Annotated in this window: 20 protein-coding genes; 10 read left to right on the top strand and 10 right to left on the bottom strand. The window is 74.2% G+C overall.

Translation table 11 applies throughout. From position 1 onward, the window contains the following. Positions 1 to 36 precede the first annotated feature (36 nt). The 4 genes from H300_RS0106015 to H300_RS25200 all read left to right on the top strand — a co-directional run bounded on the left by H300_RS0106015 (position 37) and on the right by H300_RS25200 (position 2,785). Positions 37 to 1,332, top strand: a complete 1,296-nt coding sequence (locus H300_RS0106015) for a hypothetical protein (RefSeq protein ID WP_028426717.1) — start codon at positions 37 to 39, stop codon at positions 1,330 to 1,332. Between the two features lie 176 nt (positions 1,333 to 1,508). Then, entirely contained in the window at positions 1,509 to 2,030 is a 522-nt protein-coding gene (locus H300_RS0106010) for a DoxX family protein (RefSeq protein ID WP_028426716.1), read from the top strand. Positions 2,031 to 2,111: 81 nt separating this feature from the next. Next, positions 2,112 to 2,390, top strand: a complete 279-nt coding sequence (locus tag H300_RS25205) for a metalloregulator ArsR/SmtB family transcription factor (RefSeq protein WP_051269550.1) — start codon at positions 2,112 to 2,114, stop codon at positions 2,388 to 2,390. A gap of 101 nt (positions 2,391 to 2,491) precedes the next feature. Further along, the gene (locus H300_RS25200) at positions 2,492 to 2,785 is read left to right on the top strand and encodes an SRPBCC domain-containing protein (protein ID WP_051269548.1); all 294 of its coding nucleotides are present in this window, start codon (positions 2,492 to 2,494) and stop codon (positions 2,783 to 2,785) included. A gap of 66 nt (positions 2,786 to 2,851) precedes the next feature. On the opposite strand, the gene H300_RS29115 is transcribed toward H300_RS25200, so the two are convergent. After that, positions 2,852 to 3,187: a hypothetical protein gene (locus tag H300_RS29115; protein WP_051269546.1), complete on the bottom strand. Its 336-nt coding sequence runs from the start codon at positions 3,185 to 3,187 to the stop codon at positions 2,852 to 2,854. Then, positions 3,184 to 4,560: a PspC domain-containing protein gene (locus tag H300_RS25195; protein ID WP_051269544.1), complete on the bottom strand. Its 1,377-nt coding sequence runs from the start codon at positions 4,558 to 4,560 to the stop codon at positions 3,184 to 3,186. The genes H300_RS29115 and H300_RS25195 overlap by 4 nt, the downstream gene beginning before the upstream one ends. Before the next feature lie 136 nt (positions 4,561 to 4,696). Here H300_RS25195 and H300_RS0105985 point away from each other — a divergent pair, with 136 nt between their 5' ends. Together H300_RS0105985 and H300_RS0105980 are read left to right on the top strand one after the other, a co-directional pair. Beyond that, positions 4,697 to 5,962 (top strand): PspC domain-containing protein, encoded by a 1,266-nt coding sequence (locus H300_RS0105985; RefSeq protein WP_028426714.1) that lies wholly within the window; start codon positions 4,697 to 4,699, stop codon positions 5,960 to 5,962. Then, on the top strand, positions 5,959 to 6,771 hold the full coding sequence (locus tag H300_RS0105980; protein WP_486583573.1) for a LuxR C-terminal-related transcriptional regulator: 813 nt from the start codon (positions 5,959 to 5,961) through the stop codon (positions 6,769 to 6,771). Before H300_RS0105985 ends, H300_RS0105980 begins: the two co-directional genes overlap by 4 nt. 52 nt (positions 6,772 to 6,823) lie before the next feature. On the opposite strand, the gene H300_RS0105975 is transcribed toward H300_RS0105980, so the two are convergent. After that, complete coding sequence (locus tag H300_RS0105975; RefSeq protein WP_037979270.1) at positions 6,824 to 7,240, bottom strand: ATP-binding protein; 417 nt, start codon at positions 7,238 to 7,240, stop codon at positions 6,824 to 6,826. A gap of 207 nt (positions 7,241 to 7,447) precedes the next feature. Here H300_RS0105975 and H300_RS0105970 point away from each other — a divergent pair, with 207 nt between their 5' ends. Continuing rightward, entirely contained in the window at positions 7,448 to 8,335 is an 888-nt protein-coding gene (locus H300_RS0105970) for a Scr1 family TA system antitoxin-like transcriptional regulator (protein ID WP_028426711.1), read from the top strand. Further along, positions 8,332 to 8,526: a DUF397 domain-containing protein gene (locus tag H300_RS0105965; RefSeq protein WP_028426710.1), complete on the top strand. Its 195-nt coding sequence runs from the start codon at positions 8,332 to 8,334 to the stop codon at positions 8,524 to 8,526. Before H300_RS0105970 ends, H300_RS0105965 begins: the two co-directional genes overlap by 4 nt. Positions 8,527 to 8,658: 132 nt before the next feature. Here H300_RS0105965 and H300_RS32185 read toward each other — a convergent pair whose 3' ends face one another. Next, entirely contained in the window at positions 8,659 to 8,787 is a 129-nt protein-coding gene (locus H300_RS32185; protein ID WP_486583572.1) for an LPFR motif small protein, read from the bottom strand. Between the two features lie 444 nt (positions 8,788 to 9,231). Between H300_RS32185 and H300_RS25190 the strand changes: the two genes are divergently transcribed. Next, positions 9,232 to 10,770 (top strand): FAD-binding oxidoreductase, encoded by a 1,539-nt coding sequence (locus H300_RS25190; RefSeq protein WP_051269542.1) that lies wholly within the window; start codon positions 9,232 to 9,234, stop codon positions 10,768 to 10,770. Positions 10,771 to 10,880: 110 nt separating this feature from the next. Here the strand turns inward: H300_RS25190 and guaA are convergent, their stop codons facing one another. After that, the gene (guaA, locus tag H300_RS25185) at positions 10,881 to 12,425 is read right to left on the bottom strand and encodes a glutamine-hydrolyzing GMP synthase (RefSeq protein ID WP_486583600.1); all 1,545 of its coding nucleotides are present in this window, start codon (positions 12,423 to 12,425) and stop codon (positions 10,881 to 10,883) included. A 407-nt stretch (positions 12,426 to 12,832) separates the two neighbouring features. Between guaA and H300_RS29800 the strand changes: the two genes are divergently transcribed. After that, positions 12,833 to 13,204: a chorismate mutase gene (locus H300_RS29800; RefSeq protein WP_078515744.1), complete on the top strand. Its 372-nt coding sequence runs from the start codon at positions 12,833 to 12,835 to the stop codon at positions 13,202 to 13,204. A 481-nt stretch (positions 13,205 to 13,685) separates the two neighbouring features. Here H300_RS29800 and H300_RS0105945 read toward each other — a convergent pair whose 3' ends face one another. The 5 genes from H300_RS0105945 to H300_RS0105925 all read right to left on the bottom strand — a co-directional run bounded on the left by H300_RS0105945 (position 13,686) and on the right by H300_RS0105925 (position 22,687). Beyond that, positions 13,686 to 14,228, bottom strand: coding sequence for a hypothetical protein (locus H300_RS0105945; protein ID WP_028426709.1), 543 nt, complete (start codon positions 14,226 to 14,228; stop codon positions 13,686 to 13,688). Between the two features lie 43 nt (positions 14,229 to 14,271). Further along, the gene (locus H300_RS0105940) at positions 14,272 to 16,134 is read right to left on the bottom strand and encodes a GMC family oxidoreductase (protein ID WP_028426708.1); all 1,863 of its coding nucleotides are present in this window, start codon (positions 16,132 to 16,134) and stop codon (positions 14,272 to 14,274) included. A 42-nt stretch (positions 16,135 to 16,176) separates the two neighbouring features. Continuing rightward, the gene (locus tag H300_RS0105935) at positions 16,177 to 17,775 is read right to left on the bottom strand and encodes a succinic semialdehyde dehydrogenase (RefSeq protein WP_028426707.1); all 1,599 of its coding nucleotides are present in this window, start codon (positions 17,773 to 17,775) and stop codon (positions 16,177 to 16,179) included. Between the two features lie 89 nt (positions 17,776 to 17,864). Beyond that, on the bottom strand, positions 17,865 to 20,381 hold the full coding sequence (locus H300_RS0105930; RefSeq protein WP_028426706.1) for a protein kinase: 2,517 nt from the start codon (positions 20,379 to 20,381) through the stop codon (positions 17,865 to 17,867). A gap of 188 nt (positions 20,382 to 20,569) precedes the next feature. After that, entirely contained in the window at positions 20,570 to 22,687 is a 2,118-nt protein-coding gene (locus tag H300_RS0105925) for a serine/threonine-protein kinase (RefSeq protein ID WP_028426705.1), read from the bottom strand. Positions 22,688 to 22,988 lie beyond the last annotated feature (301 nt).

The following is a 22,988-nucleotide window of genomic DNA, read 5'->3' as shown; positions in this document are numbered from 1 at the left end:
CGGGGGCGGCCGTCCGTGGAGAAGGTGGCGTTGCAGGTGGCCGTGGACACGGCTCGGGAGAGCACAGCAGACAGCGGCGTCGGTGCACGCCCCACGCACCGCGGGGACTGCCGTTGCGTCGACTGCCCGAACAGTGCGCCCCGACGCCACCGGCAGGCGCGGGCCGCCTTCCGACGGCGCCGCGACGACCTGGCCGAGGGCATCGGAGTACCCGCGGCACTCGCCCACTCCCCCGGCGCGTCCCGGCAGTGGGTCTCGGACGAACTCGTCCTGGCCTCCCGCTCGGTGGCCGACGGCGCCCGGGCGGAGAGCGCGGTGCGCACCGCCCGGCTCCGGCAGCGCACCCTCTACGCGGTGTGGGGCGCGGTGGTCCTGCTGCTGGCCGTGCAGACCCTGACCGCCGTCGGCGACGGATGGACGCGCGGGCGGACGGCTGCGCTCCTCGCCGCCGTACTGCTCGCCGGTGCGGCCACCGCCGCCGGCCTCCGGCACCGGGAGGCCCCAGGACTGCCCACCCTGCTGACCGGCCGGGACAACCGGTTCTCCACCTCCCGCACGGTGGCCGCCTGCTGGATGCTGCTCACCGCGTTCGCGGTCCTCATGACCGCCTGCCGGCTCGCGCTCACCCCGGACGCCGCGGAACGCCGGGACCTGCTCGACCTGGTCGCCGTCAGCACCGCGGCCGGTACCTTCACCGCCCTCGCCCTCGGTTGCGCCGCCGCGGTGCTGGCCCAGCTCGCCGTCGCCCGGGGTGTGGCGCGGCAGCGGCTCCAGAAGGTCCCGGCCGACCGGCCGCGCGCCGCCGACCTGCTCACCGACGACGACGGCCGCGGCAGCTTCACCGACGCCCAGTACGTGCTGGTCAACGCGGTGGTACTGGGATTCGCCGGCACCCTCCTGGCACGCCGGCCCGAGCAGGTGCCGCACCTGCCGTGGGCCCTGCCGCTACTGCTCGCGGTCTCCGCGGCCGTCTACCTGGCGGCGAAGCACACCGGCGGCGGCCGGCCGGTGGTGCTCTCCGTGGTGCGGGCCAGGGAGGCCGGCGATCTGGACGCCCCCATCCGCACCGGCGACGACATCGAGATCCGCGGCAGCGGCTTCGTGCCACCCGGCGGGCACACCCCGGACCGGCTGGCCCGGACGGTCGTGCGGATCGGCACCGTGCACGTCCACGTGCCGCTGGTGCCGGTGGTCGGCGGGTTCGTGAACCCCGCCGACACCGTGCTGACCGTGCCGGTGCCCGCCGACGTGGAGCCCGGTCGGCTGGACGTACAGGTCGTGACCCCTGCCGGAGCGGAGTCGAACCGCTGTACGATCGACGTCATGGAGTGAGGTCGGCCTGAACGCCCCGGCCGCCTTGCACGTACTGCTCCGCAGTGGATCACCCCCGGACCGTTCCGGACCGGGGCCTCGTCGCCGGGACCGCCGGGAGCGGTCCGCCGGGCACCGTACGCAACTGCGGCAGGCCGCGGGGGACCGGGGCGGGCTGCGGGAAGGGGCACAGACCGATGGCTCACTCGGCCCGCGCGGACCGCCACGACACCGGACCGCAGCTCGACCCGACCGGCGGCCCCCGGTCCCGGGCCCCCCTCTACGCCCTGCTGCCGCTGCGGATCTTCCTCGGGGTGACCTTCGTCTACGCCGGCCTGGACAAGCTCACCGACTCCGGCTTCCCCGGCTCGCTGACGGGGATCATGGAGTCCGTCTCGGGCGCGGCGGCACCCTGGCTGCTCGACCTGGCGCTCACCGACCCGGAGAGCTTCGGCTACGCCATCGCCTTCGGCGAGATCGCCGTGGGGCTGGGCGCCCTCGCCGGTCTGCTGACGAGGATCGCGGCGCTGGGCGGCGCGCTGATCTCGCTCTCGTTCTGGCTCACCCTCAGCTGGAACGTCGGCCCCTACTACTACAGCCAGGACCTGCCGTACCTGGTGGCGTGGATACCGCTGATCATCGCCGGCGCCCCGCTGTTCTCCCTGGACGCGGTGATCGCCGGGTGGCGCGCCCGCCGCGGCCGCCGCCAGTTCGGCTGAGCCGCCCGCCGGCCCGGACCCTTGACCCGCGCGACGCGCATCCTTATGTTTAAGTTCTTGCTTAATTAAGGAGCTACCGAATTGGCGGACGCGTCCGAGACTCTCGACCTCGTCTTCGGCGCCCTGGCCGAGCCGAACCGGCGCGCCATGCTGACGCGACTGAGCCGTGGACCCGCCACCGCGGGGGAGTTGGCCCAGCCGTTGAGGATCAGCAAGCCGGCCGTTTCACAGCACCTGAAGGTCCTGGAAGCGGCGGGGCTCGTGATCCGCACCCGGCAGGCGCAGTGGCGCACCTGCACGCTGCGTACCGAACCGCTCGACGAAGCGTCCGCCTGGCTCGACCGGCAGCGCGCCGCGTGACAGGAGAGCTTCGACCTGCTGGAAGACCGGCTGCGCGAGATGAGACGCGAGCAGGACGCGGAAGCGGCTCCGGACCGACGTGACGAAGGGACGAACGACCGATGACCGAAGGTGCGAAGCCGATCGACATGCAGGGCTTCACCCTCACCAGGGTGCTGGATGCCCCGCGCGACCTCGTATGGCGGGCGTGGACCGAGCCCGGGCAGACGGCCCGGTGGCTGCATCCCCGGGGCGCCACCACGCCACGCGAGGACGTCCGGGTCGATCTGCGCGTCGGCGGCCGCTACCGGTACGTGCTCGTCGGCGAGGTGGAGCAGTACGAAGACGGCCATCGGCTCTGCTACGTCCGCGGCCCGGAGGGGGTCATCGTCGAACTGGTGGAGCAGATCGGCTGACACCCTCGCGCTTCCACGCCCTGCCCGGCCGTCCCGGCGTCCCCGCCGGCCGGGACCGCCACCGCGTCAGTCACCGGGGAGGGCACCGCGCCGGGAGCGGCGACGGAACAGCGACACCGCTCCGCCCAGCAGGCCGGACAGCACCATGGCGCTCGGCAGCAGCAGCACCAGCACGACGTACGAGACCTCCAGCGAGCCGGTGGCCCGGAGCAGGAACAGCGCCGCGATGCCCAGCAGCGAGAGGCCGAGCAGCAGCCGGGCAGGCGCGAACGGACGCCGCGCCCGCCCGGCGTGCTCCGGCGCCCGCCGGCCCCCGAAGGCCGCAGCGGGGGCGCCGTCCGGCGGACGGCGCAGGCCGCCACCGGACGGCGCCCCCGGCCCCGTACCCGACCTGTGCGTCATCGTCTCCCCTCCGCTTCCCCGCCACCGGGCTTCTGGCGCCCGCCGGCGCCGCTGCCCGGCGCCGCGCCCTCCACGACCACGACCTCCCCGACGCCGAGCCGGATCTCGACCACCAGCGTGCCGGAGTCGGCGTCCTCGCGGGGCCCGAGGTCGAGGTCCCTGCTCACGTTGACGCCGCCGCCGTCCACTCCCGCGCCGCCCGGGTCCTCCCGTTCGGCAGGCAGCCGGTAGCCGCCGGCACCGAGTTCGATCCCCAGCTCGACGGCGGTGCCCTCCGGGGCGATGACGGTCACCTGCCCCGCGGCGACGTCGACCGCGGTCCGCAGGGTCCGGTCGGCGGGCACGGCCACGCCCGACAGGTCCAGCTCCGCCGATCCGGTGCCGAGCCGGTAGGTGGAACGCACCTCGGCCGGACGCTCCGGCGCCCAGGAGGCGGCCGTCCAGTCCGTGGTGATCTGCTGCGGCAGTGCGGCGGCTGCGGCCAGCGCCACCGAGGTGAGCACCACGCAGAACACCGTGCCCGGGCCTGTGCGACCGGCGAACGCGCTGAGCGTCAGCCCCAGCCCGAAGACGGCGAGCGCGCAGCTGAGCCCGATGACCAGCGCCGTCCCCAGCGGATGGGCGGTCCACGCCGCGGCGGTGGCCGCCGAGCCCGCGGCCACCGCGCCCAGCAGCGTGATCCCGCCGAGCGAGCGCTCCCTGGGCGGCCTGACCGGCTTCGCACCGCCCGCCGGCACCACCGGTTTCCGCGGCGCCCGGGCGACCTGCGTCTCCTCGGCGTCCTCCGGGCCCCACAGGTAGCCGGAGTCGCGGGTGGTGGGGTCGCGCCACCAGGACGGCGAGGAGGGGACCGGCGGCGCCTTCGCCTCCGGCGGTGTGTCCGGCAGCGGCTCCAGATTGTCGTCGGTCTCCGCGCGGCGGTTGCGGGCCCAGTACACGGCGGCGCCCACGGCCACCGTCACCATCAGGGAGAAGGAGATGCTGCTGTTCCGGCCGCCCGTCGAGGCCAGCACCAGGCCACTGCCCGCGAGGGCGCACAGCACGGCCGCCAGCGACGCGCCCTCCACGCGGCCGGAGAGCATCCGGCGGCCCTCGTTCTCGCGCTCCCCCTCCAGCGGGATCAGCAGCCAGGCGAAGCCGTAGAAGAGCAGGCCGAGGCCGCCGACCACCGACAGCACCCCCAGTGGCACCCGGAAGATCACCGGGTCGACACCGAAGTGCCGGCCCAGTCCGCCGCACACCCCGGCCACCACCTTGTGCCGCGGGCTGCGTTCCAGCCGCGGCACCGGCGGGCGCTCCGGGTCGGCCACCGGCCCCGCCGCGGCCCCGCGGGTCCCGGAGGGGGCCGGGCCGGCACCATGGTCCTTCGTCATGTGTCCATCCTGGCCGTCGGGCGGCACCGACGGTATCCGGGAGCGGCCCCGAGGTGTCCCTGAGTTCCCCGCTCCGGGACTCCTCAGGGGCCGACCCTGATGCCCGCGCGCCCGCGCCCGTGTGACGATCGGTTCCATGACCACCGCCTCCGCCACCGCTGCCGAGGGGAACGCGCTGCGCAAGCTCTACCGCAGTTCCGAGGGGCGCTGGCTCGGCGGGGTCGCCCGCGGGCTGGCCGGGCACCTGGCGCTGCCGGTGTTCTGGGTCCGCACGGTGTTCCTGCTGCTGCTCTTCACCAGCGGTCTGGGCGCCCTGCTCTACGCGGTCTTCTGGTTCGTGGTGCCGCTCGGCACCGGTGGCGTGGACGCCGGACGGCACACCCCCCGCGCCGGTGCGGCGGGCCAGGGGGTGCGCCGCCGTCCGGACAAGGGTCAGGTGCTCGCCTTCCTGGTGCTGGTCATGTCGATGGTCGCGCTGGTGGACAACCTCCAGTTCGGCTCGGCCAACGCCTACGTCTGGCCCCTGCTGCTGATGGGCATCGGCGTGGCGGTGGTGTGGCGGCAGGCGGACAACGCGCGGCGCGCGCGCTGGACGGAGGTCGGCCGCCGGCACCGGCTGCTGCCGGTCGCCCGCAGCGCCGCCGGAGCCATCCTGGTCGGTGCGGGGGTGACCGGCTTCGTCTTCATCCAGGGATCCGGACGCCAGTTGGGCGCCGTGCTCCAGGCCTCCATCGCGGTGCTGGTGGGCATCGCGCTGCTCGCGGGCCCGTACCTGGTCCGCATCACCCAGGACCTGTCCGAGGAGCGGATGATGCGGATACGCGCCCAGGAGCGGGCCGAGGTCGCCGCGCACGTGCACGATTCCGTGCTGCACACCCTGACCCTGATCCAGCGGAACGCCGAGCAGCCCCGGGAGGTCGCCCGGCTGGCCCGCGCCCAGGAACGGGAGCTGCGGGCCTGGCTGTACCGGGGCGGCGAGGGCAGCGGCAAGGAGGCCGAGGACGAACCGAGCACCCTGGCGGAGGCGGTGAAGGCGACCGCCGCGGAGGTCGAAGACCACCACGGCGTCCCGGTGGAGGTGGTGTGCGTGGGCGACTGCCCGCTCGACGACCGGTTGAGCGCCCAGGTCCAGGCCGCGCGCGAGGCGATGGTGAACGCCGCCAAGTACGGTGGCAGAGGGGGCGCGGTACAGGTCTTCGCCGAGGTGGAGGGCCGGACGGTGTTCGTCTCCGTCCGCGACCGCGGTCCCGGCTTCGACCCGGACGCGGTCCCCGCGGACCGGATGGGCGTGCGGGAGTCCGTGATCGGCCGGATGGAACGCAACGGCGGCACGGCGCGTATCCGCTCCGAAGCGGGCGAGGGCACCGAGGTCGAGCTGGAGATGGAGAGGGCGGAATCATGAGCGAGCACATCGGCGGGGGCGGCGGCGCTGCCGGGGAACCCGTGGGCGGCAGCACCGGCGCGGACCGGGGCGGCACGGTGCCGGGCGACGGTTCGGGCGCGGCGGCGGGCAGCGGTACGGGCGGGGCGGCGGGCTCGGGCGGACCGGAGCGGCAGGTGCGGGTGGTGCTGGTCGACGACCATCGCATGTTCCGCGCCGGAGTGCAGGCCGAGATCGGCGAGACGGACACCACCGGCGTCGAGGTCGTCGGCGAGGCGGGCGACGTCGACCAGGCCGTCTCGGTCATCACCGCCACCCGCCCCGAGGTCGTGCTGCTCGACGTGCACCTGCCGGGCGGGGGCGGCGTGGAGGTGCTGCGCCGCAGCGCGTCGATGACGGCCGACTCCCGGTCCCCCGTCCGGTTCCTGGCGCTCTCCGTCTCCGACGCGGCCGAGGACGTCATCGGCGTCATCCGGGGCGGCGCCCGCGGGTACGTCACCAAGACCATCACCGGCAAGGACCTGGTCGGCGCCGTCTTCCAGGTGGCCGACGGCGACGCGGTGTTCTCCCCGCGGCTGGCCGGCTTCGTCCTGGACGCCTTCGCCTCCACCGACGCCCCGCCTCTCGACGAGGACCTGGACCGGCTGACCCAGCGCGAGCGCGAGGTGCTGCGGCTGATCGCCCGCGGCTACGCCTACAAGGAGATCGCCAAGCAGCTCTTCATCTCGGTGAAGACCGTCGAGTCGCACGTCTCCGCGGTACTGCGCAAGCTCCAGCTCTCCAACCGCCACGAACTCACCCGCTGGGCCACCGCCCGCCGCCTGGTCTGACGCACGGGGCAGCGGCAGGTGCCCGGGCCGACGCGCCACCGTCGGCCCGGGGCTACCGCAGGTCGCACTCGGCCCACACCGTCTTGCCCACCGTGCGGGGGAGGACGCCCCACCGGGAGACCAGCGCTTCCACGATCGCCAGGCCGCGACCGAACATCTCCTCGTCGCCGGCCTCCCGCCGCCGGACCCGGCGTTCGCCGCGGGGGTCGGTGACCTCCACCCGGACCACCGAGGCCGTCAACATGAGATGGACCCGGAAGAACCGCCCCCGCACGGAGCCGTGCAGCACGGCATTCCCGGCCAACTCGCTGACGACGAGGGCGACGTCCCCCGCCACGTCGGGGTGGCCCCACTCGCACAGGAGCCGCGCCACTCGACGGCGCGCAAGCTGCACACTCCCCGCGAACGGCGTGTAGTCGAGGCGGTCTTCTCGGAGAAGAGCGGCGAGCAAGGCGCGTTGGTCACCCATGAGTCTCCCTTTTCCCATACATGCCGACGGGCAGCACTCCGGACTGCACCGACGGCTCGGCACGCTCAGTACTTGCCCGATCACCCTTCGAAGCATGTCTGTTCGTCGCCCGGGATGCGAGCGAAGCAACTTGAACGAGTTGCAATCCAGATCACCTCAGGGTCCTGTGGCACCATGCCGTTGAACCGTCAGGTGAGGGAGATGGGGATGCCTGGTGAGCTGCGGCCCACTGTTCGACGCCGAGTTCTGGGGACCAACCTGCGGCGCTTGCGGGAGGAGAAGGGGCTCCACCTCGAAGATGCGGCCTCCCGCCTGAGCTGCCATCCGGGCAAGGTGAGCCGCATCGAGTCGGGGCGCAGCGGGATTCGCCAGCTCGACCTGAGGGAGCTGCTGAGTCTCTACGGCGTGCGGGAGGAATCAGTTCGCGAGTCGTGGCTGGCCCTCGCCCGGGAGAGTCGCCGCCAACGCCGGTGGCGCGTCCTGGAGGACCGACTGCCGCAGGATTTCCTCGAATTGGTCGGTCTGGAGCAGGAGGTGGCCGCTTGCCGCAGCTTCCAGCCCAGCACGGTGCACGGGCTGCTCCAGACAGAGCAGTACGCGACCGCAGTCGTCCAGGGAGGCAGCGCCGGACCTCTCACCGATGGCCAGCGCACGCGGCTGGGCATTAGGTTGGAGCGTCAGAAAGCTCTCACCCGGACCGAGAGGGACCCGTTGGACCTGTGGGTCATCCTCGGGGAGGCGGCACTGCGCCAGCAGGTGGGCGGTCCGTCCGTTCTGCGCGGGCAGTTGCTGCATCTTGTCGAGACAGCCCAGTTGTCCAACGTTACGCTGCAAGTACTGCCCTTCACCGTCGGCGCCTGCCGGGGCGGGATGCTCCCTTTCACGCTCTACGGCTTTCCGGCTCCCGCTCAGCTGGAGGTCGTCCTTCTGGAGCACTTCACCAGCCATGCCTACCTGGAGGCAGCCGATGACACGGCGCACTACGGGGACGTGTTCAACCACCTGCGAGCGTCCGCCCTCAGCCCGTTGGATTCGGAGACCCTCATTCTCCGGATCGCTGACGAACTGACCTCACCCCAAGGGACGTACTCATGACCCCCTCGACCCGCTCCGACTGGTTCAAGAGCACCCACAGCATGCAGAACGGCGACTGCGTGGAAGTCCGTTACGCCTCGGAGGACATAGCCGTCCGGGACTCCAAGCGGCCCGGGGGTGCGCAGCTTCACCTCTCCCCCGCGGCCTGGGCCGCGTTCGTCTCCCGGCTCGGGAGCCGCGACCGCGCGTGAGTGCGGGTGGCGTGCCGTCGGCACGCCCCGGGCGCCTCCGGCACGAAACGGGCGGGGCCGGGAACCCGTCGGTTCCCGGCCCCGCCCGCGGCGGCACGCTTCGGCGTCCGCCCCTCGGTGTGCCCGGTCGGCTCAGTGGCGACCGCGGGCGCTTGACGAAGCGCCTCCGAAAAGCCGCGCCACAGCGCGGAAAGGCAGCGTGACGACGGTAGCGATGGCGCCGCCGATCGAACGCAGGACATCAGCGATTGCCTTCAACATGACCGTTCCTCCTTCGTGGCGCATCGGCAGCGACACCGGGTGGGCGCTGCCGCCTGTGCGGCCGTGGAACTGCCGAGTGCCCGGGATGCGGGAACGAAAACCACGTGGTAGTGGTGGCTTTGCGTGATCCCCCGCGCACGGAACGGCGTCGCCCGGGGAGCCCGTGAGGCCCCCGGCGTGACGCGCCGACGCTCCCGTGCGAGTGAAGCGACTGTGCCCGATGCTGACGGTTGCGCCCGGGATCGCCGTGGTTTCGCGGGCACTGAGCGCCCGGAAGGGACAGGGCGGCCGGACACGTTCGACATTCAATGATCCGCTGCCGAGGAGCGGCCGGTGTTTACTCGGGGCGTCGCGCACCCCGTCCAGGCTGCCCGCGGGGCCGCCCGGACGGCGCGGACGCGACGAGCCGTCCGTCCTGCCGTCCCCGCGCATCCCGGAGCACCCATGCACCACCGCCGTGAGGTCCTGCGCCTCGGCGCACGGGCCACCGCCGCCGCGCTGGCCACCGGAACGGCCGTCGGCGCGGCCGGCGGGCAGGCCGCCGCAGCCGTCCACACCGGTCCGCCCGCAGGCGCGCCCGCCACGGCAGGCGGGGAGCCCGAGGCCGCCGCCTGGCGCGCGCTGGGGCGGGCTCTCGGCCCCGGCGCCGGGCTGCACCGGCCCGGCGGGTCCGGGTACCGAAAGCTCGCGGACCCGGACAACCTCCGGTACGCGCACGTCCGCCCTGCCGGGATCGTGACCTGCGCCGAGGCGAAGGACGTGCAGACGGCCGTCCGCTGGGCGTCCGTACACGGCGTCCCGCTGGTGGCCCGCTCCGGCGGCCACAACTACGCCGGCCACTCCACCACCACCGGCCTGCTGATCTCGCTGCGCCCGATGCACGCCGTCACCCCGCACGGCCGGTCGCTCCGGGTCGGCGGCGGCGCCACCAACTCGGACGTGTACCGGGCCCGTTCGTCGAACCTGTACGTCCCCGGCGGCCGCTGCCCGGAGGTCGGGGTGGCCGGTCTGACGCTCGGGGGCGGGCTGGGCTTCAACGACCGCAAGTGGGGGCTGACCTGCGACCGGCTGCTGGAAACCGAGGTCGTCCTCGCCGACGGCGCCCTGGTACGGGCGAGCGAGCGCGAGAACAGCGAGCTGTTCTGGGCCTGCCGGGGAGGGGCCGGCGGCAACTTCGGCATCAACACCGGGTTCACCTTCCGCGCCGTCCCGGTGGACCGGCAGGTCGCGACCGTCTTCGACCTGAGCTTCCCGGTGGACGCGTCCGTCGCGCTGGCCGCCGCCGTGCAGGAGGCCCTGGAACGGGACCGCGCAGGTGACCTCGATGTCCGGCTCAGCTTCTCCCGCTCCGCCGGGGAGCCCGCCCGGGCCGCCCTGCTGGGGCAGTACCTGGGCGACGAGGACCGGCTGCGGCGGTTGCTCCGTCCGGTGCTCGCACTGCGTCCCCGCACCGGGACGCTGGAGCAGCGGCACTTCTGGGCCGCGCAGGACCGTCTGATGGCCGGGCCCGGCCGCGCGGCGATGGCGACGAGGTCCCTCGTGCCGAACCGTCCGCTGGACGACCGCACGGTCGAGACGATCGCCGGGTGGGCACAGGACTGGCGCTCCGGCGGCCCGGGCAGCGCCGGGTACGTCACCCTCTTCGCGATGGGCGGCGCCGCTGCCCTGCCCGGAGCCGAGGAGACGGCGTATCCGCACCGCGACGCCACCTTCGTCGTGGACATCGGCACGCACTGGGACCCGGCGGAAGCGGCCGCACTGCCGGAGGCGGTGCGGCGGCTGCTGGAGCAGACCGGCGCCGTCCACCGCACGCTCACCGGGCTGCTGGGCACCAAGGCCGCCTACGTGAACTTCCCCGACCCGGACCTCGCCGACTGGACGCGCGCCTACTACGGCGGCAACTACGAGCGGCTCGTCGCCGTCAAGCGGCACTACGACCCGGGGCACGTCTTCCACTACCGCCAGTCGGTCGGCTCCGCCTGAGGCGGATGCGGCCGCCGGGCCGCGACCGGGCCGGGCCGCCTCCCGTCGGGGCGGGAGGCGGCCCGGGCCGTCCTCGTTCCCCGGCCGGGCGCACCGCGCCCGGCCGGGGGTCACTCCCACTCGATGGTGCCCGGGGGCTTGCTGGTGACGTCCAGGGTGACCCGGTTGACCTCGGCCACCTCGTTGGTGATCCGGGTGGAGATCTTCGCCAGCACGTCGTACGGGAGCCGCGACCAGTCGGCCGTCATGGCGTCCTCGGAGGACACCGGGCGCAGTACCACCGGGTGGCCGTAGGTGCGTCCGTCGCCCTGGACCCCGACGGAGCGGACGTCCGCCAGCAGCACCACCGGGCACTGCCAGATGTCCCGGTCCAGGCCCGCCGCGGTCAGTTCCTCGCGGGCGATGGCGTCGGCCTCGCGGAGCAGGTCGAGGCGGTCCTTGGTGACCTCGCCGATGATGCGGATGCCCAGGCCGGGGCCGGGGAAGGGCTGGCGCTGGACGATCTCCTCCGGCAGGCCCAGCTCCTGGCCGACCATCCGGACCTCGTCCTTGAACAACTGGCGCAGCGGCTCCACCAGTTCGAACTCCAGGTCCTCGGGCAGGCCGCCGACGTTGTGGTGCGACTTGATGTTGGCGGCGCCGGTGCCGCCGCCGGACTCGACCACGTCCGGGTAGAGGGTGCCCTGCACGAGGAAGGCCACCTCGGCGCCCTCCGCACCGGCCTCGGCGACGAGTTCGGCCTGCGCCTGCTCGAAGACCCGGATGAACTCCCGGCCGATGATCTTCCGCTTCTGCTCCGGGTCGCTCACTCCGGCGAGCGCGTCGAGGAAGCGCTTCTCCGCGTCGACGACCCTGAGCTGCACCCCGGTGGCGGCGACGAAGTCCTTCTCGACCTGCTCGGTCTCGCCTTTGCGCATCAGCCCGTGGTCGACGTAGACGCAGGTGAGCTGCTCGCCGACGGCCTTCTGGACCAGGGCGGCGGCAACCGCGGAGTCCACCCCGCCGGACAGGCCGCAGATCGCGCGCTTGGTACCGACCCGGGCGCGGATCGCCTGCACCTGCTCCTCGACGATGTTGCCCGCCGTCCAGTCCGGAGCGATGCCGGCGCCCCGGTAGAGGAAGTGCTCCAGGACCTGCTGGCCGTGGGTGGAGTGCATCACCTCGGGGTGGTACTGCACGCCGTAGAGCTTCTGCGCGTCGTTCTCGAAGGCGGCGACCGGCACGACGCCGGTCGAGGCGGTGACGTCGAAGCCGGGGGGCGCGGCCGAGCAGGCGTCGCCGTGCGACATCCACACCTGCTGGTCGGCCGGGGTGCCCTCGAAGAGGGTCGAACCGTTCTTCGCGACGTTCAACGCGGTACGGCCGTACTCGCGGGCACCGGTGTTGTCGACCGTACCGCCGAGCACCTGGGCCATCAGCTGGAAGCCGTAGCACATGCCGAACACCGGCACCCCGGCCTCGAACAGCGCGCGGTCGACCGTGGGCGCCTCCTCGGCGTACACCGAGGAGGGTCCGCCGGACAGCACGATCGCCCTGGGGTTCTTCGCCAGCATCTCGGCCACCGGCATGGTGGACGGGACCACCTCGCTGTAGACCCGGGCCTCGCGGACGCGGCGGGCGATGAGCTGGGCGTACTGGGCGCCGAAGTCGACCACCAGGACCGGGTCCGGAGTCCCGGCGCGGCCCGGGGCGGAGTCGGTGCCCGGTTCCGGCGCGGTGGGCGGGGTGCTGCCGGCGTGCGGCGTGGTGGGCACAGAAGCCACGGGGCGGCCTTTCGGCGGTGGAGCGGGAGGATTGACCCGAGTCTACCGGCCCCGGCATGGGCCATGTCCCGTCCCGCCGGGCATACTGGCCGGGTGACTCAGCACCCGCACCGGAACCACTTCCGGTTTACCTATGGCACCGGCCCGACCGGCTGCCACGGGTGGTCGCGGCTGCGCTGCTGAGCCGCACCGCAACGACCTTCCCAGGCGCCCCGGGCCGATCAAGGCCCGGGGCGCCTGTCGTTTCCCGTCGCGGGCCGGGTCGGTTCCGGGGCCCCCGAGCACACCAGGAGACCCGTATGCACCCCCAGGCCCCCGGCCGCACCGCCCCCGCCCGCGCCGACGGCCGCACGTCCGACGGCGCCCGAACCGCCGATCCGGCGTCCCCCGGCCCCGCCCCCGGCGCCGAGGAACCGTCCCCGGAGGAGGCGGCGGAGTTGATCGTCGGCTCCCGGCAGCGGATCGACACCCTCGACCGGCGGATCATCGCCCTGGTGCGGGAGCGGATGGACGTCTCCGCGCGGGTGCAGAGCGCCCGGATCGGCTCCGGCGGCCGACGGGTGAGCCTCTCCCGCGAGATGGAGGTCCTGGGGAGGTACCGCGAGGAGCTGGGACGCCCCGGGACCGCACTGGCGATGACCCTGCTGGAGCTCTCCCGGGGGCGGGTCTGACCCGCCGCAGGCCGTGGTGCGCCGGGGCGTGCGGTACCTGCTCAGTTGCGTGGGGCGCCCCCGCACCTGAGACCGTCCCGTCACTCGTACGGAGCGTGACCGGTCCGCCGCGGACCTCGTTGTTACCGGTGTCCCCGCTGACCGTCGATGCATCCGGCGGCATCGGGGTGGCGCCACCGGTGCGGTGAGACGCCGTCCTCCCGACGAGGTGAGGACGGCTGTCGTGGGACCCCGCCCCGGTGCAGTGACCGGACGGCAGGGGACAGCAGCCCGGTCACGACGCGGCGGCCGGCTTTCGGGGACGCCCGGAGCCGGCCGCCGCACAGCGGACCGGGCCCCGAGGCGATCAGCGCCTCGGAACGGCCCGTACCTCGGAGCGATCAGCGCCTCGGGGCGGCCCGTACCTCGGAGCGATCAGCGCCTCGGGGCGGCCCCCGGCCGCGGGGCCTCCCCGGGGCCTCCCGAAGGCCCCGGCCCGGGTTCAGGAGGCGGCCTGCTGAGCGTAGCGGTCGAGCTGGGCCTCGATCAGCTCGGCGGGCACCTCCTCGCGGTCCTTCTCGCCCATGGACTCCAGCCGGAAGGCCATCGTCGTGGAACCGGCCCGGAGCACGGTCAGGCACCCGGTGAGGACCAGTGCGGGGTCCGCCACGTCCTGGACGTGCAGTCGGTAGGAGACCGACGCGTCCACGAGATCGGAGTGGTCGACGAACGCGGGCGCCTCCACCTTCTCCACCGTCGCCTCGGCGAGGGTGCGGTCCTCGGTGAAGCCGTCCGCGCAGGCGATGCCGGCCTTCCCGAGGTCGCTCAGCACCTTCTCGGCGCTGCCCTTCTCGTAGGAGCGCAACGGGACGTCCACGCCGGGGGCCGGCAGAACCTCGCCGAGCTCCACTTGACGGTTGACCGTCGCGACCGGCCCGCTGCCGACCAGGCTCGCCAGCGGCCGGCAGTCGGCCGGATCAGCGACGTACTCCCACTCGTCGTAGTTCGGACCGTCCAGGGCGGCGCCACCGTACCGGCCCGGCACGGGCCACCGGTCCGGCGTGCACCCGCCGGGCCGGTGGCCGCACTCACCCGGTGCGCCGCGGCGGCACAACAGGAGCGGGCAGGACCGGCAGCCGGAGGGCCGCGAACGCCTCGGCGGGCACCGCGGGTGCGGTCGGCGGCACCGCGGGCAGCCGGACGTACGCCGCGTCCTGCCCGGGCCGGGGGTCGCGCGTGCCCTTGTTCGGCCAGAGCGACATCGCGCGTTCCGCTTGCGCGGTGATCGTCAGTGACGGGTTGACGCCCAGGTTGGCCGAGACGGCCGCCCCGTCCACCACCGAGATGCCCGGGTGGCCCCAGAGCCGGTGGTACGGGTCGATGACACCGGTCCCGGCGTCCGCGCCGATCGGGCAGCCACCGAGGAAGTGCGCGGTCAGCGGTGTGCCCAGCAGCTCGCCGACGTTGGTGCCGGCGAAACCGCCCACCTCCTCGGCGAGCGCCCGGGCCGTCTCGGCCCCCTGCGGGATGTGGACCGGATTGGGCGCGCCGTGCCCCTGGCGGGCGGTGAGCAGGCCCTTGCCGAGGCCCTTGTCCTTGCGGAAGGTGCTGAGCGAGTTGTCGTGGGTCTGCATCACCAGACCGATGATGGTCCGCTCCGACCACTTGCGGTAGGAGAGCGAGCGCAGGAACCGCACCGGCTGCCGGGCGCAGGTCACCAGGTGGGCGAGGAGCGCGGGCAGCCGGCTGCCCTGCCGGAGCTGGAGCGTGGTCAGCGCGCCCATCGCGTTGGACCCCCTGCCGTACCGCACCGGCTCGACGTGGGTGTCGGCGTCCGGGTGGATGGACGAGGTGATCGCGACCCCCCGGGTGAAGTCCGGCCGGGCGTCCGGACCGTGCTTGCGCCGGTAGCGGCGCTCGACCGCCCGGGCGCCGACGAGCGCCTCGGAGTTCGTCCGGGTGAGGTGGCCCAGCCGCGGGGAGAGCCGCGGCAGGCGGCCTTCGTCGCGCATCCGGTGCAGCAGGGTCTGGGTGCCGTAGGTGCCTGCGGCCAGCACCACCCGCCCGGCCGTGAGCACGCGCCCCGGCCCGCGGCGGCGCCGGTCGGTGCGGACGGTCGAGACCAGGAAGCCGCCGCGGCTGTCCTCCTCGACCGCGGTGACGGTCGTCATCGGGCGCACCTCGGCGCCGTTGTGCTCCGCGAGGTGGAGGTAGTTCTCGGTGAGGGTGTTCTTGGCGCCCCGCCGGCAGCCCGTCATGCACTCGCCGCACTCCGTGCAGGCCCGGCGGGCCGGACCCGCGCCGCCGAAGTACGGGTCGGGCACCTCCTCGCCCGGGGCCGCGGTGGTCCGGCCGTCGGCGTCCCGGCCGTCGCCGAAGAAGACGCCGACGGGGGCGAGGTGGAAGGTGTCGCCCACCCCCATCCGCTCGGCCGCGGCCCGGAGATGCACGTCGGAGGGAGTGACGGTCGGATTGGTCCGCACTCCCAGCATCCGGCTCGCCTGGTCGTAGTGTGGCCGCAACTCGTCCTGCCAGTCGGTGATACCGCTCCACTGGCGGTCCCGGAAGAAGGGCTCCGGGGGGACGTAGAGGGTGTTGGCGAAGTTGAGCGAGCCGCCGCCCACCCCGGCCCCGGCGAGGATCATCACGTTGCTCAGCAGGTGGATGCGCTGGAGGCCGTACAGGCCGAGTGCCGGTGCCCAGAGGTAGTTGCGCAGGTTCCAGGAGTTCTTCGGCAGGGTTCCGGGGGTGAACCGCCGGCCTGCCTCCAGGACGCCGACCCGGTATCCCTTCTCGGTCAGCCGGAGCGCGGTGACCGATCCGCCGAACCCGGAGCCGACCACGAGCACGTCGTAGTCGTACGCCTCGGGCACGTCCGCGTCGGGGGACCGGGGGGCGCTCCCGGGATCGGCGGGGCCGGACCGGTTCCGGGCAGCCCTGTCGTGCGACATGGAGTCCTCCTGGAAGAAGTGCTGGTCGGCGAGGCGGCGGGGTCAGCCCAGTCCGAGCCGTTTGAAGGCTCTGAGCGAACCGGTGAGGGCCTTGCTGTACGTCTCGTCGGTCATCCCGAGGGAGGGCGCGAGCGGCAGCAGCCGCTGCTGGGCGACGGTCTGCGGCTCGGTGTACTTGAGGATGCCCTCGGCGCCGTGCCGTCGGCCGATGCCGGACTCGCCCATGCCGCCCATCGGGGCGCGCACGCTGCCGTAGGCGGCGGCGTAGCCCTCGTTGATGTTCACCGTGCCGGTGCGCAACCGGGCGGCCACCGCGCGGGCCCGGCGGGTGGAGCCGGACCAGACGCTGGAGTTCAGGCCGTACCGGGTGTCGTTGGCCAGCGCGACCGCCTCCGCCGGGTCGGTGAAGCGGGTGACCGAGACGACCGGGCCGAAGGTCTCCTCGGTGCACACGGCCATCGGCGGCTCGACGCCCTCCAGCACGGTCGGCTCGTGGTACAGCGGGCCGATGTCCGGCCGGGCGCGGCCGCCGGCCAGCACGGTGGCGCCCTTCTCCACCGCCTCCGCCACGTGCCGGGTGACGTGGGCCAGTTGGCGGGCCGAGCTGAGCGAGCCCATGTCGGCCCCGTACGCCAGGGCGCTGCCCAGCTTCATGGCCCGGGTCCTGGCCGTGAACCGTTCGAGGAACGCCTCGGCGACCGCCTCGTGGACGTAGAGACGCTCGACCGAGATGCAGAGCTGGCCCGCCGAGGCGAAGCAGGCCCGGACGGCTCCCGCCGCGGCACGGTCCGGGTCGGCGTCGTCCAGCACGATCATGGCGTTCTTTCCGCCGAGCTCCAGCGAGCAGCCCACCAGCCGGGTCGCCGCCCGCTGGGCGACCTCCCGTCCGGTGCGGGTGGACCCGGTGAAGGACACGTAGTCGCCCTGCTCGACCACCGCCCGGCCGACGACCGGGCCGTCGCCGAGCACGATCTGCAGCAGGTCGCCGGGCAGCCCGGCCTCGACCAGCAGTTCGCGCGCCCACAGGGCGGTGAGCGCCGTTTCGGTGTCGGGCTTGAGCACCACCGCGTTGCCCGCCACCAGCGCCGGGAGGGCGTCGCCGACGGAGAGTTCGAGCGGGTAGTTCCACGGGGCGATCTGCCCGACCACGCCGCGCGGCCGGTGCAGCTCCACCACCCGGGTGAGCACCGGCACGGCCCCCTGGCGCCGCCGGGGCCGCAGGTAGCGGGCGGCGCGGCGGCCGTAGTGCCGGGCGGCGACGGCGGCTCCCTGCACCTCCTCATGGGCGTGCAGCCGGGCCTTGCCGGTCTCCAGCTGGACCAGGTCCAGCACCTCGGACTGCCGGTCCAGCAGCAGGTCGTGGAAACGCAGCAGCACCGCTGCCCGCTGCCTCACCGGTCGTTCGGCCCACACCTGCTGGGCGGTGCGTGCCCGGGCGAACGCGGTCGCGACGTCCTCGGGGGACGAGTGCGGCAGTTCGGCGAGCGGCTTCCCGGTGGCGGGGGCGTGGCTGACGAGGGTGCCGCTGCCGGGTACCGGCCGGGTGAGCCGGGCGACGAGCCGCGGGGTGACCACGTCCGCCGCGCCGCGGACTCCGGCCGGTGCCGTGGCTGCCGGATTGCGCTCGTCCGATTCCGTCATACCGGTGAGAGTAGAGCGGCGGACCGGCGATGGATACCCATCGGTAACCGGTTTTCGCGGAATCTGCCAGCAATCACTGGCGGATATGGTCAGCCGGTGGCGCGGTAGGTGTCCACGATCCGGGAGAAGTGCGCGTCGATCGCCTCCTGCTCGCCCGCCGGCCCGCGGACCAGCACCACGTGGTACCTGCTGCCCAGGAGCATCGCCCGGTTGCGCACCACCATGCGGTCACCGCCGCTGTCCCAGCTGAACTCGCCCTCGGCCATCGCCGTGTTCCCCACGGTGATGCTGCGGACGCCGCTGACCGTCTTCCAGCCCGCCGCGTCGCGGTAGTCGGCCAGCTCCGGCTCCCCCGAGAGCTGGTACGCACGCGGGTCCTCGCCGTACTTCGCCGTACCGTCACGTCCCGGCACCACGATCATCTGGAGACCGCCGCCGCTGAAGCGGACCTGGCCCGCGCTGGTCTGGCCGCGCGCCCAGCCGTCCGGCACCGCGACCCGGAACCCGGCCGGGTCGTCGACCAGCCGGTAGCCGTCCGGCGCCGCGCCCGGACCGCCGGGCCCCTCGGAGTCGCCGGGGGCCTCCGGACTCTCGGGTTCGTCCGCCTCGTCGGTGCCGCCCGGTTCCTGGGAGCCGTTCGGCTCCTGCGAGCCGCCGGGCTCGTCGGACGGGGCCGAGGGCTGCTCGTCGTCGGCCGCGTCGTCCGTGTCCGAGGGGGTGTCGCCGAGCGAGCCGCGCTGGTTGGTGCCCTGCCCCGTGGAGTCCGACGTGGGCAGGAAGAGCACCGCGTACGCCACCGCCACCGCCAGACCCAGCAGCACTGCGCCCAGCAGCAGCCGGCCGAGGCGGCGCGGGCTGCTGCCCCGCCCCGCCCTCCGGTGACGGCGCCGCTCCACGTGGACCACCTGCCGCGCGGCACGGCGCCGCCGGACGAGTTCACCCCGGCGGCGCAGGATCGGCAACCGCCGCGGGTCGGACCGGCCCCGCTCCAGCAGCGGCTGCGCGGTGACCGTCCGGCGGCCCACCTCCGGTTCAGGGGCGGAACGCACGAGGGACCGCAGCCAGCCGCTCAGCTCCTCAAAGCCCGTGCGCTCGGTCGGGTCCTGGCGCAGCAGCGACTCGATGACCGGCCGCAGCGCCCCGCACTCCTCGGCGAACGCAGGCGGCTCGGCGCAGACGCACTGCACCAGCTCGGCGACGTCCTCCTCCGGGTACGGCGCATGGCCCTGGACCGCGCGGAACAGCAGCGCGCCCAGCGCCCACAGATCGGCCGCCACTCCCACCGGCGGTGCGAGCCGCCAGTTCCGGTAGACCGGGCCGGCCTGTTCCGGCGCCCAGCGCTCGGTGACGGCTCCGACCATCGTCATCCGCGCCTGCCGGGCCCGCTCGGCGGCCAGCGGGGTGGCCGGGCCCCGGTAGCGGCCGTCCGGCTCCGGCTCCGCCCAGCCGGGCTCGGCGTCCGCCGGGTCCGCGAAGTCCTCCGCGGCCGGAGCCGCGGGGACGCTCTCCGGCGGTTCGGCGAGCTTGTCGGGGAAGGTGTCGGCGGGCTCCTGGCGGAGGTAGCCGTCCGGAAGGTGCGAGGCCGCCACCACCGGCGCGTAACGGTCCGGCACCTGCGAGGCCGGGCCCGGCTTGTCGCCGCCCCACGGTCCGTGCACCGGCTCCCGCCCGCCGCCCCCGCGGCCGTCCTCCTCACGGCTGGAGGCCCCGCGGTCCGCGGGCGGCTCGCCGGCCGGGGGGCCGCCGTTGCGGGCGGCCGCCGCGCCTGCCCGGTAGGCGGCGATCGCACCGCTACGCGCCGCCCGGCGGGCCCGCTCGGTGCGCTCCGCCTCCCCCTCCCCGCGCCCCTGCGGCGGCACCGGACCGGGCGCCCGGTGGGACTCCGGCTCCGGATCGGCCGCCCGGGGCCCGTCGTGACGCCCGCCGGGCGCGGGCTCGGCGTGCGCGGACTCCGCAGGCACGGGCTCGGCGGCACCCGGGGAGGCGGCAGCGGGGCCGCGGAGGCTCTCCGGGGCCATCGGCCCGGCCGTGGGCAGCGGATCGTAGCCGCACAGCGCCTCCTCGGCCGCCCCGGAGGCCAGGCCGGTGAGCAGTGCCCGGCCGTCGTCGCAGATCAGCACGGAACGTGCGGTGATGTTGCGGTGGGTCCAGCCGTAGGTGTGCACCGCGCTGAGAGCGGCCAGCAGGTCGGCGGCGATCTCGGCGGCGCGGTGCGGGCTCAGCGGATGTTCGGCCATCACCGCCGCGAGCGGCCGGGCGGCGACGAGTTCACTGACGATCCACAGTCCGTCGTCCTCCACGAACACGTCGAAGACCTGGTCCAGGCGCGGATGGTCCGGTATGCGGGCGGCGGACATCGCCGCCTCCACCGCGCGCCGCACCGCCGGGTCGGCGGGCTCCCGGAAGGCCCTGCCGCGGGGGGCACCGGCGCCCGGGCCGTCCAGCACCTCGGCGTCCACCACTTCGGGCAGCGGTACCTGACGGACCAGCACTTCCTGACCGCTCGCGGTGTCCCAGGCGCGGGACTCGCGCAACTCGTACTCGTCGGCGGGAGGGCGCGGCAGCCGGTAGCGCTCGGCCAGCAGCCGACCCGAGTATTCGTCCACAACGCCTCCCCACAGCGTGCGACATCGTCAAGAACGTTCCGCAGTGGCCTGATTGCGGATACGTACGGCCTCCTGCCACTCACGATACGTGGCGGGAGCGCCCGGCGGACGAAGTCCGCCCAGCCGGTGAGACGTACGCCCCCGTTCTCCGGTTTCCCCCCGTACCACCGGCGCACGCGGGCGGGTTGTCAGCCGGCCGGCTCGAAGGTCTCGAACGCGGTGTCGCGCAGGGTGGCGCACTCCTCACCGTCCCACTCGGACGCCTTGCAGGTGATCATGATGGCGTAGCCACGCCCGTCGTCCACCTTGAAGCCGCGGTTGAGCACCCGGACCCGCTCACCGCCCTCGTCCCGCTCGAACTGCCAGTCGGAGACGGTCGGGTAGTCGCGCCACTGGACTGGCTCCATGCTGACCTGCTCGTAGCCCGAACTCGCCCCGCGGACGGCGGACTCCAACAACTCCCAGGCACGTACCGCGTTGTCCTTGGGGCTGTTGCCGAAGTCCACCTGTATCTTCGGCAGCGAGTCCGCGTCGGCCGCGTACTTGCCGCCGGAGCCGGCCCCCGCGGTGCCGACCCGCTGCCAGCCCTCCGGGAGCGCCATCGAGAAGCGGAACTGCCCGTCGGCGAAGGGCGCGTAGCCCTCGGGCATCCCCTCACCGTCCTGGGAGGCGTTCTCCTCGGCGTCGTCCGCCCCGGGGTCCTCGCCGCCGTCGGCGGATGCGTCCTGCTCGCCGCCCTTCTCACCGGTGCCCGCCTCGGGGTCCTTCTCACCCGAGCTGCCGGAGTTCTTGCCGTCCTCGGCGCCGGATCCCTCGTCCCCGCTGCCGGCCGACGCGGCGCGATCGTCCCCGCCGGTCCCCTTGTCGCTGCCGTCACTGCCGTCACTGCCGTTGAAGGCGAAGGCGAGCACCGCGCCGAGGATTCCCAGCACCACCACGGCGACCGCCGCGATGACCACGCCGCGCGGCCTCTTGACCGTGCGCCACCCGGCGAACGGCGTACTGCCGGTCTCCTCGGGTGACCTGGACCCGGGGGTGGAGGCGCCGGCGGCCGCGGAGCGCCTCGCGCCGCTGCCCTTCGCACCCCTGTCCTTCGCACCGCTTCCGGCGCCCTTCGCGCCGTTCGGTCGGCTCCCGGAGGCGCCGACCGAGCCGGAGGCGGCCCGGGACGTGCGGTCCCTGCCCACGGTGCCCGCCGGACCCGCCGCGGCCGGACCGGAAGCCGCCTTACCCACGGACTCCGCCTCCGAACCGGCGTGGTCCCCGCGGTCCGGTTCACGACGCCCGGAAGACGAACGGCCCCGCCCCGCCCGGTCGGTGGCCTGCCGGGCCACCTTGCCGAGCAGCCCGCCGCCCGCGACACCGGCCGCAGCGGCGGTGGGCGGCAGGGCCACCGTCCTGGTGGGCGAAGGCTGCTCGGACCCCGACGGGGTCTCCGGCGCGTCGAGGACCGCCTGGAGCAGCGGCCGGACACCCGCGTTGTCGAGCCGCTTCTCCGGGTCCTTGTGGAGCAGGCCGTAGATGGCCTCCTCCAGACCGCCGGCGTTCGTCGGCGGTTCCAGCGGGTCGGTCATCACCGCCGTGAGCGTGGCGATGGCCGAGCCCTTGTCGTAGGGCGGGTGGCCCTCCACCGCGGCGTACAGCAGGCCGCCGAGCGACCACATGTCCGCGGGCGGGCCCGGGAGTTGGCCGCGCGCCCGCTCGGGGGAGATGTACGACGGGGCGCCGACCAGCATGCCGGTCGAGGTCACGGAGGGGTCGCCCTCGACCTTGGCGATGCCGAAGTCGGTGAGCACCACCCGGCCGGTCTCCTCCTCGATCAGCACGTTCGAGGGTTTGACGTCACGGTGCACGATGCCCTCGCGGTGCGCGGCCCGCAGCACTCCGAGGATCGCCAGCCCGACCTCCGCCGCCCGGCGCGGCTCCAACGGGCCGTCCTCGCGGATCACATCGGCCAGCGAGTTGCCCTCGACCAGTTCCATCACGATCCACGGGCGGTCGTCCTCGTCGACCACGTCGAAGACGGTGACCGCGCTGCCGCTGCGGATGCGGGCGATCGCCTTGGCCTCCCGCAGCGTACGGGTGATGAGGCGGCGCTTCTCCTCCTCGTCGATGTCGGTGGGGAACCGCAGTTCCTTCACCGCGACCGTGCGGCCGAGGATCTCGTCCGTGGCCCGCCACACCGTGCCCATGCCACCGCGGCCCTGGACGCCGCCGAGCCGGTAGCGCCCGGCGAGGAGCCGTCCGGTCTCCTTGCCCTTGGTGACGGCGTCCGCTTCGACAGCCCTGTCGCCGTTGTCGCCCATGCTTCCCCTCGCGATCAGCACGCCCCAGCAGTTGCCCCATTGTCCCCCATGGAGCGGCCCGGTCGGGCAAGGGACCGGGCCTTGGACACGGCAGGGCGCCCGGCGGCCCTCCCGGCCTTCGGTCCGGCGGAGTTCAGAGCCTGTCGCGGACCGGGTTCCGGCCGTCCCGGAGCCGGTGCCGTGCACACCGCCGGCCCGGCCCGTACGGGGACGGGCCGGGTCGGAAGGGCGGCGGGGGAAGCGGAACCGGGCGACGCCGTAGCTTCGGTGACGCGACGCCAGGCACCGTGGACACCGCCCA

This window comes from Streptomyces sp. TAA040, assembly GCF_000424845.1.
Note: the sequence above shows the minus strand (reverse complement) of the source record. Positions and strands in the feature narration are given on the sequence as shown.

Coding starts and splice junctions, on each gene's coding strand:
- H300_RS0106010 (WP_028426716.1), top strand. CDS start 1,509: ATGGCTCACTCGGCCCGCGCGGACCGCCACGACACCGGACCGCAGCTC.
- H300_RS25200 (WP_051269548.1), top strand. CDS start 2,492: ATGACCGAAGGTGCGAAGCCGATCGACATGCAGGGCTTCACCCTCACC.
- H300_RS29115 (WP_051269546.1), bottom strand. CDS start 3,187: ATGACGCACAGGTCGGGTACGGGGCCGGGGGCGCCGTCCGGTGGCGGC.
- H300_RS25195 (WP_051269544.1), bottom strand. CDS start 4,560: ATGACGAAGGACCATGGTGCCGGCCCGGCCCCCTCCGGGACCCGCGGG.
- H300_RS0105985 (WP_028426714.1), top strand. CDS start 4,697: ATGACCACCGCCTCCGCCACCGCTGCCGAGGGGAACGCGCTGCGCAAG.
- H300_RS0105980 (WP_486583573.1), top strand. CDS start 5,959: ATGAGCGAGCACATCGGCGGGGGCGGCGGCGCTGCCGGGGAACCCGTG.
- H300_RS0105975 (WP_037979270.1), bottom strand. CDS start 7,240: ATGGGTGACCAACGCGCCTTGCTCGCCGCTCTTCTCCGAGAAGACCGC.
- H300_RS0105970 (WP_028426711.1), top strand. CDS start 7,448: ATGCCTGGTGAGCTGCGGCCCACTGTTCGACGCCGAGTTCTGGGGACC.
- H300_RS0105965 (WP_028426710.1), top strand. CDS start 8,332: ATGACCCCCTCGACCCGCTCCGACTGGTTCAAGAGCACCCACAGCATG.
- H300_RS32185 (WP_486583572.1), bottom strand. CDS start 8,787: ATGTTGAAGGCAATCGCTGATGTCCTGCGTTCGATCGGCGGCGCCATC.
- H300_RS25190 (WP_051269542.1), top strand. CDS start 9,232: ATGCACCACCGCCGTGAGGTCCTGCGCCTCGGCGCACGGGCCACCGCC.
- H300_RS29800 (WP_078515744.1), top strand. CDS start 12,833: ATGCACCCCCAGGCCCCCGGCCGCACCGCCCCCGCCCGCGCCGACGGC.
- H300_RS0105940 (WP_028426708.1), bottom strand. CDS start 16,134: ATGTCGCACGACAGGGCTGCCCGGAACCGGTCCGGCCCCGCCGATCCC.
- H300_RS0105935 (WP_028426707.1), bottom strand. CDS start 17,775: ATGACGGAATCGGACGAGCGCAATCCGGCAGCCACGGCACCGGCCGGA.
- H300_RS0105925 (WP_028426705.1), bottom strand. CDS start 22,687: ATGGGCGACAACGGCGACAGGGCTGTCGAAGCGGACGCCGTCACCAAG.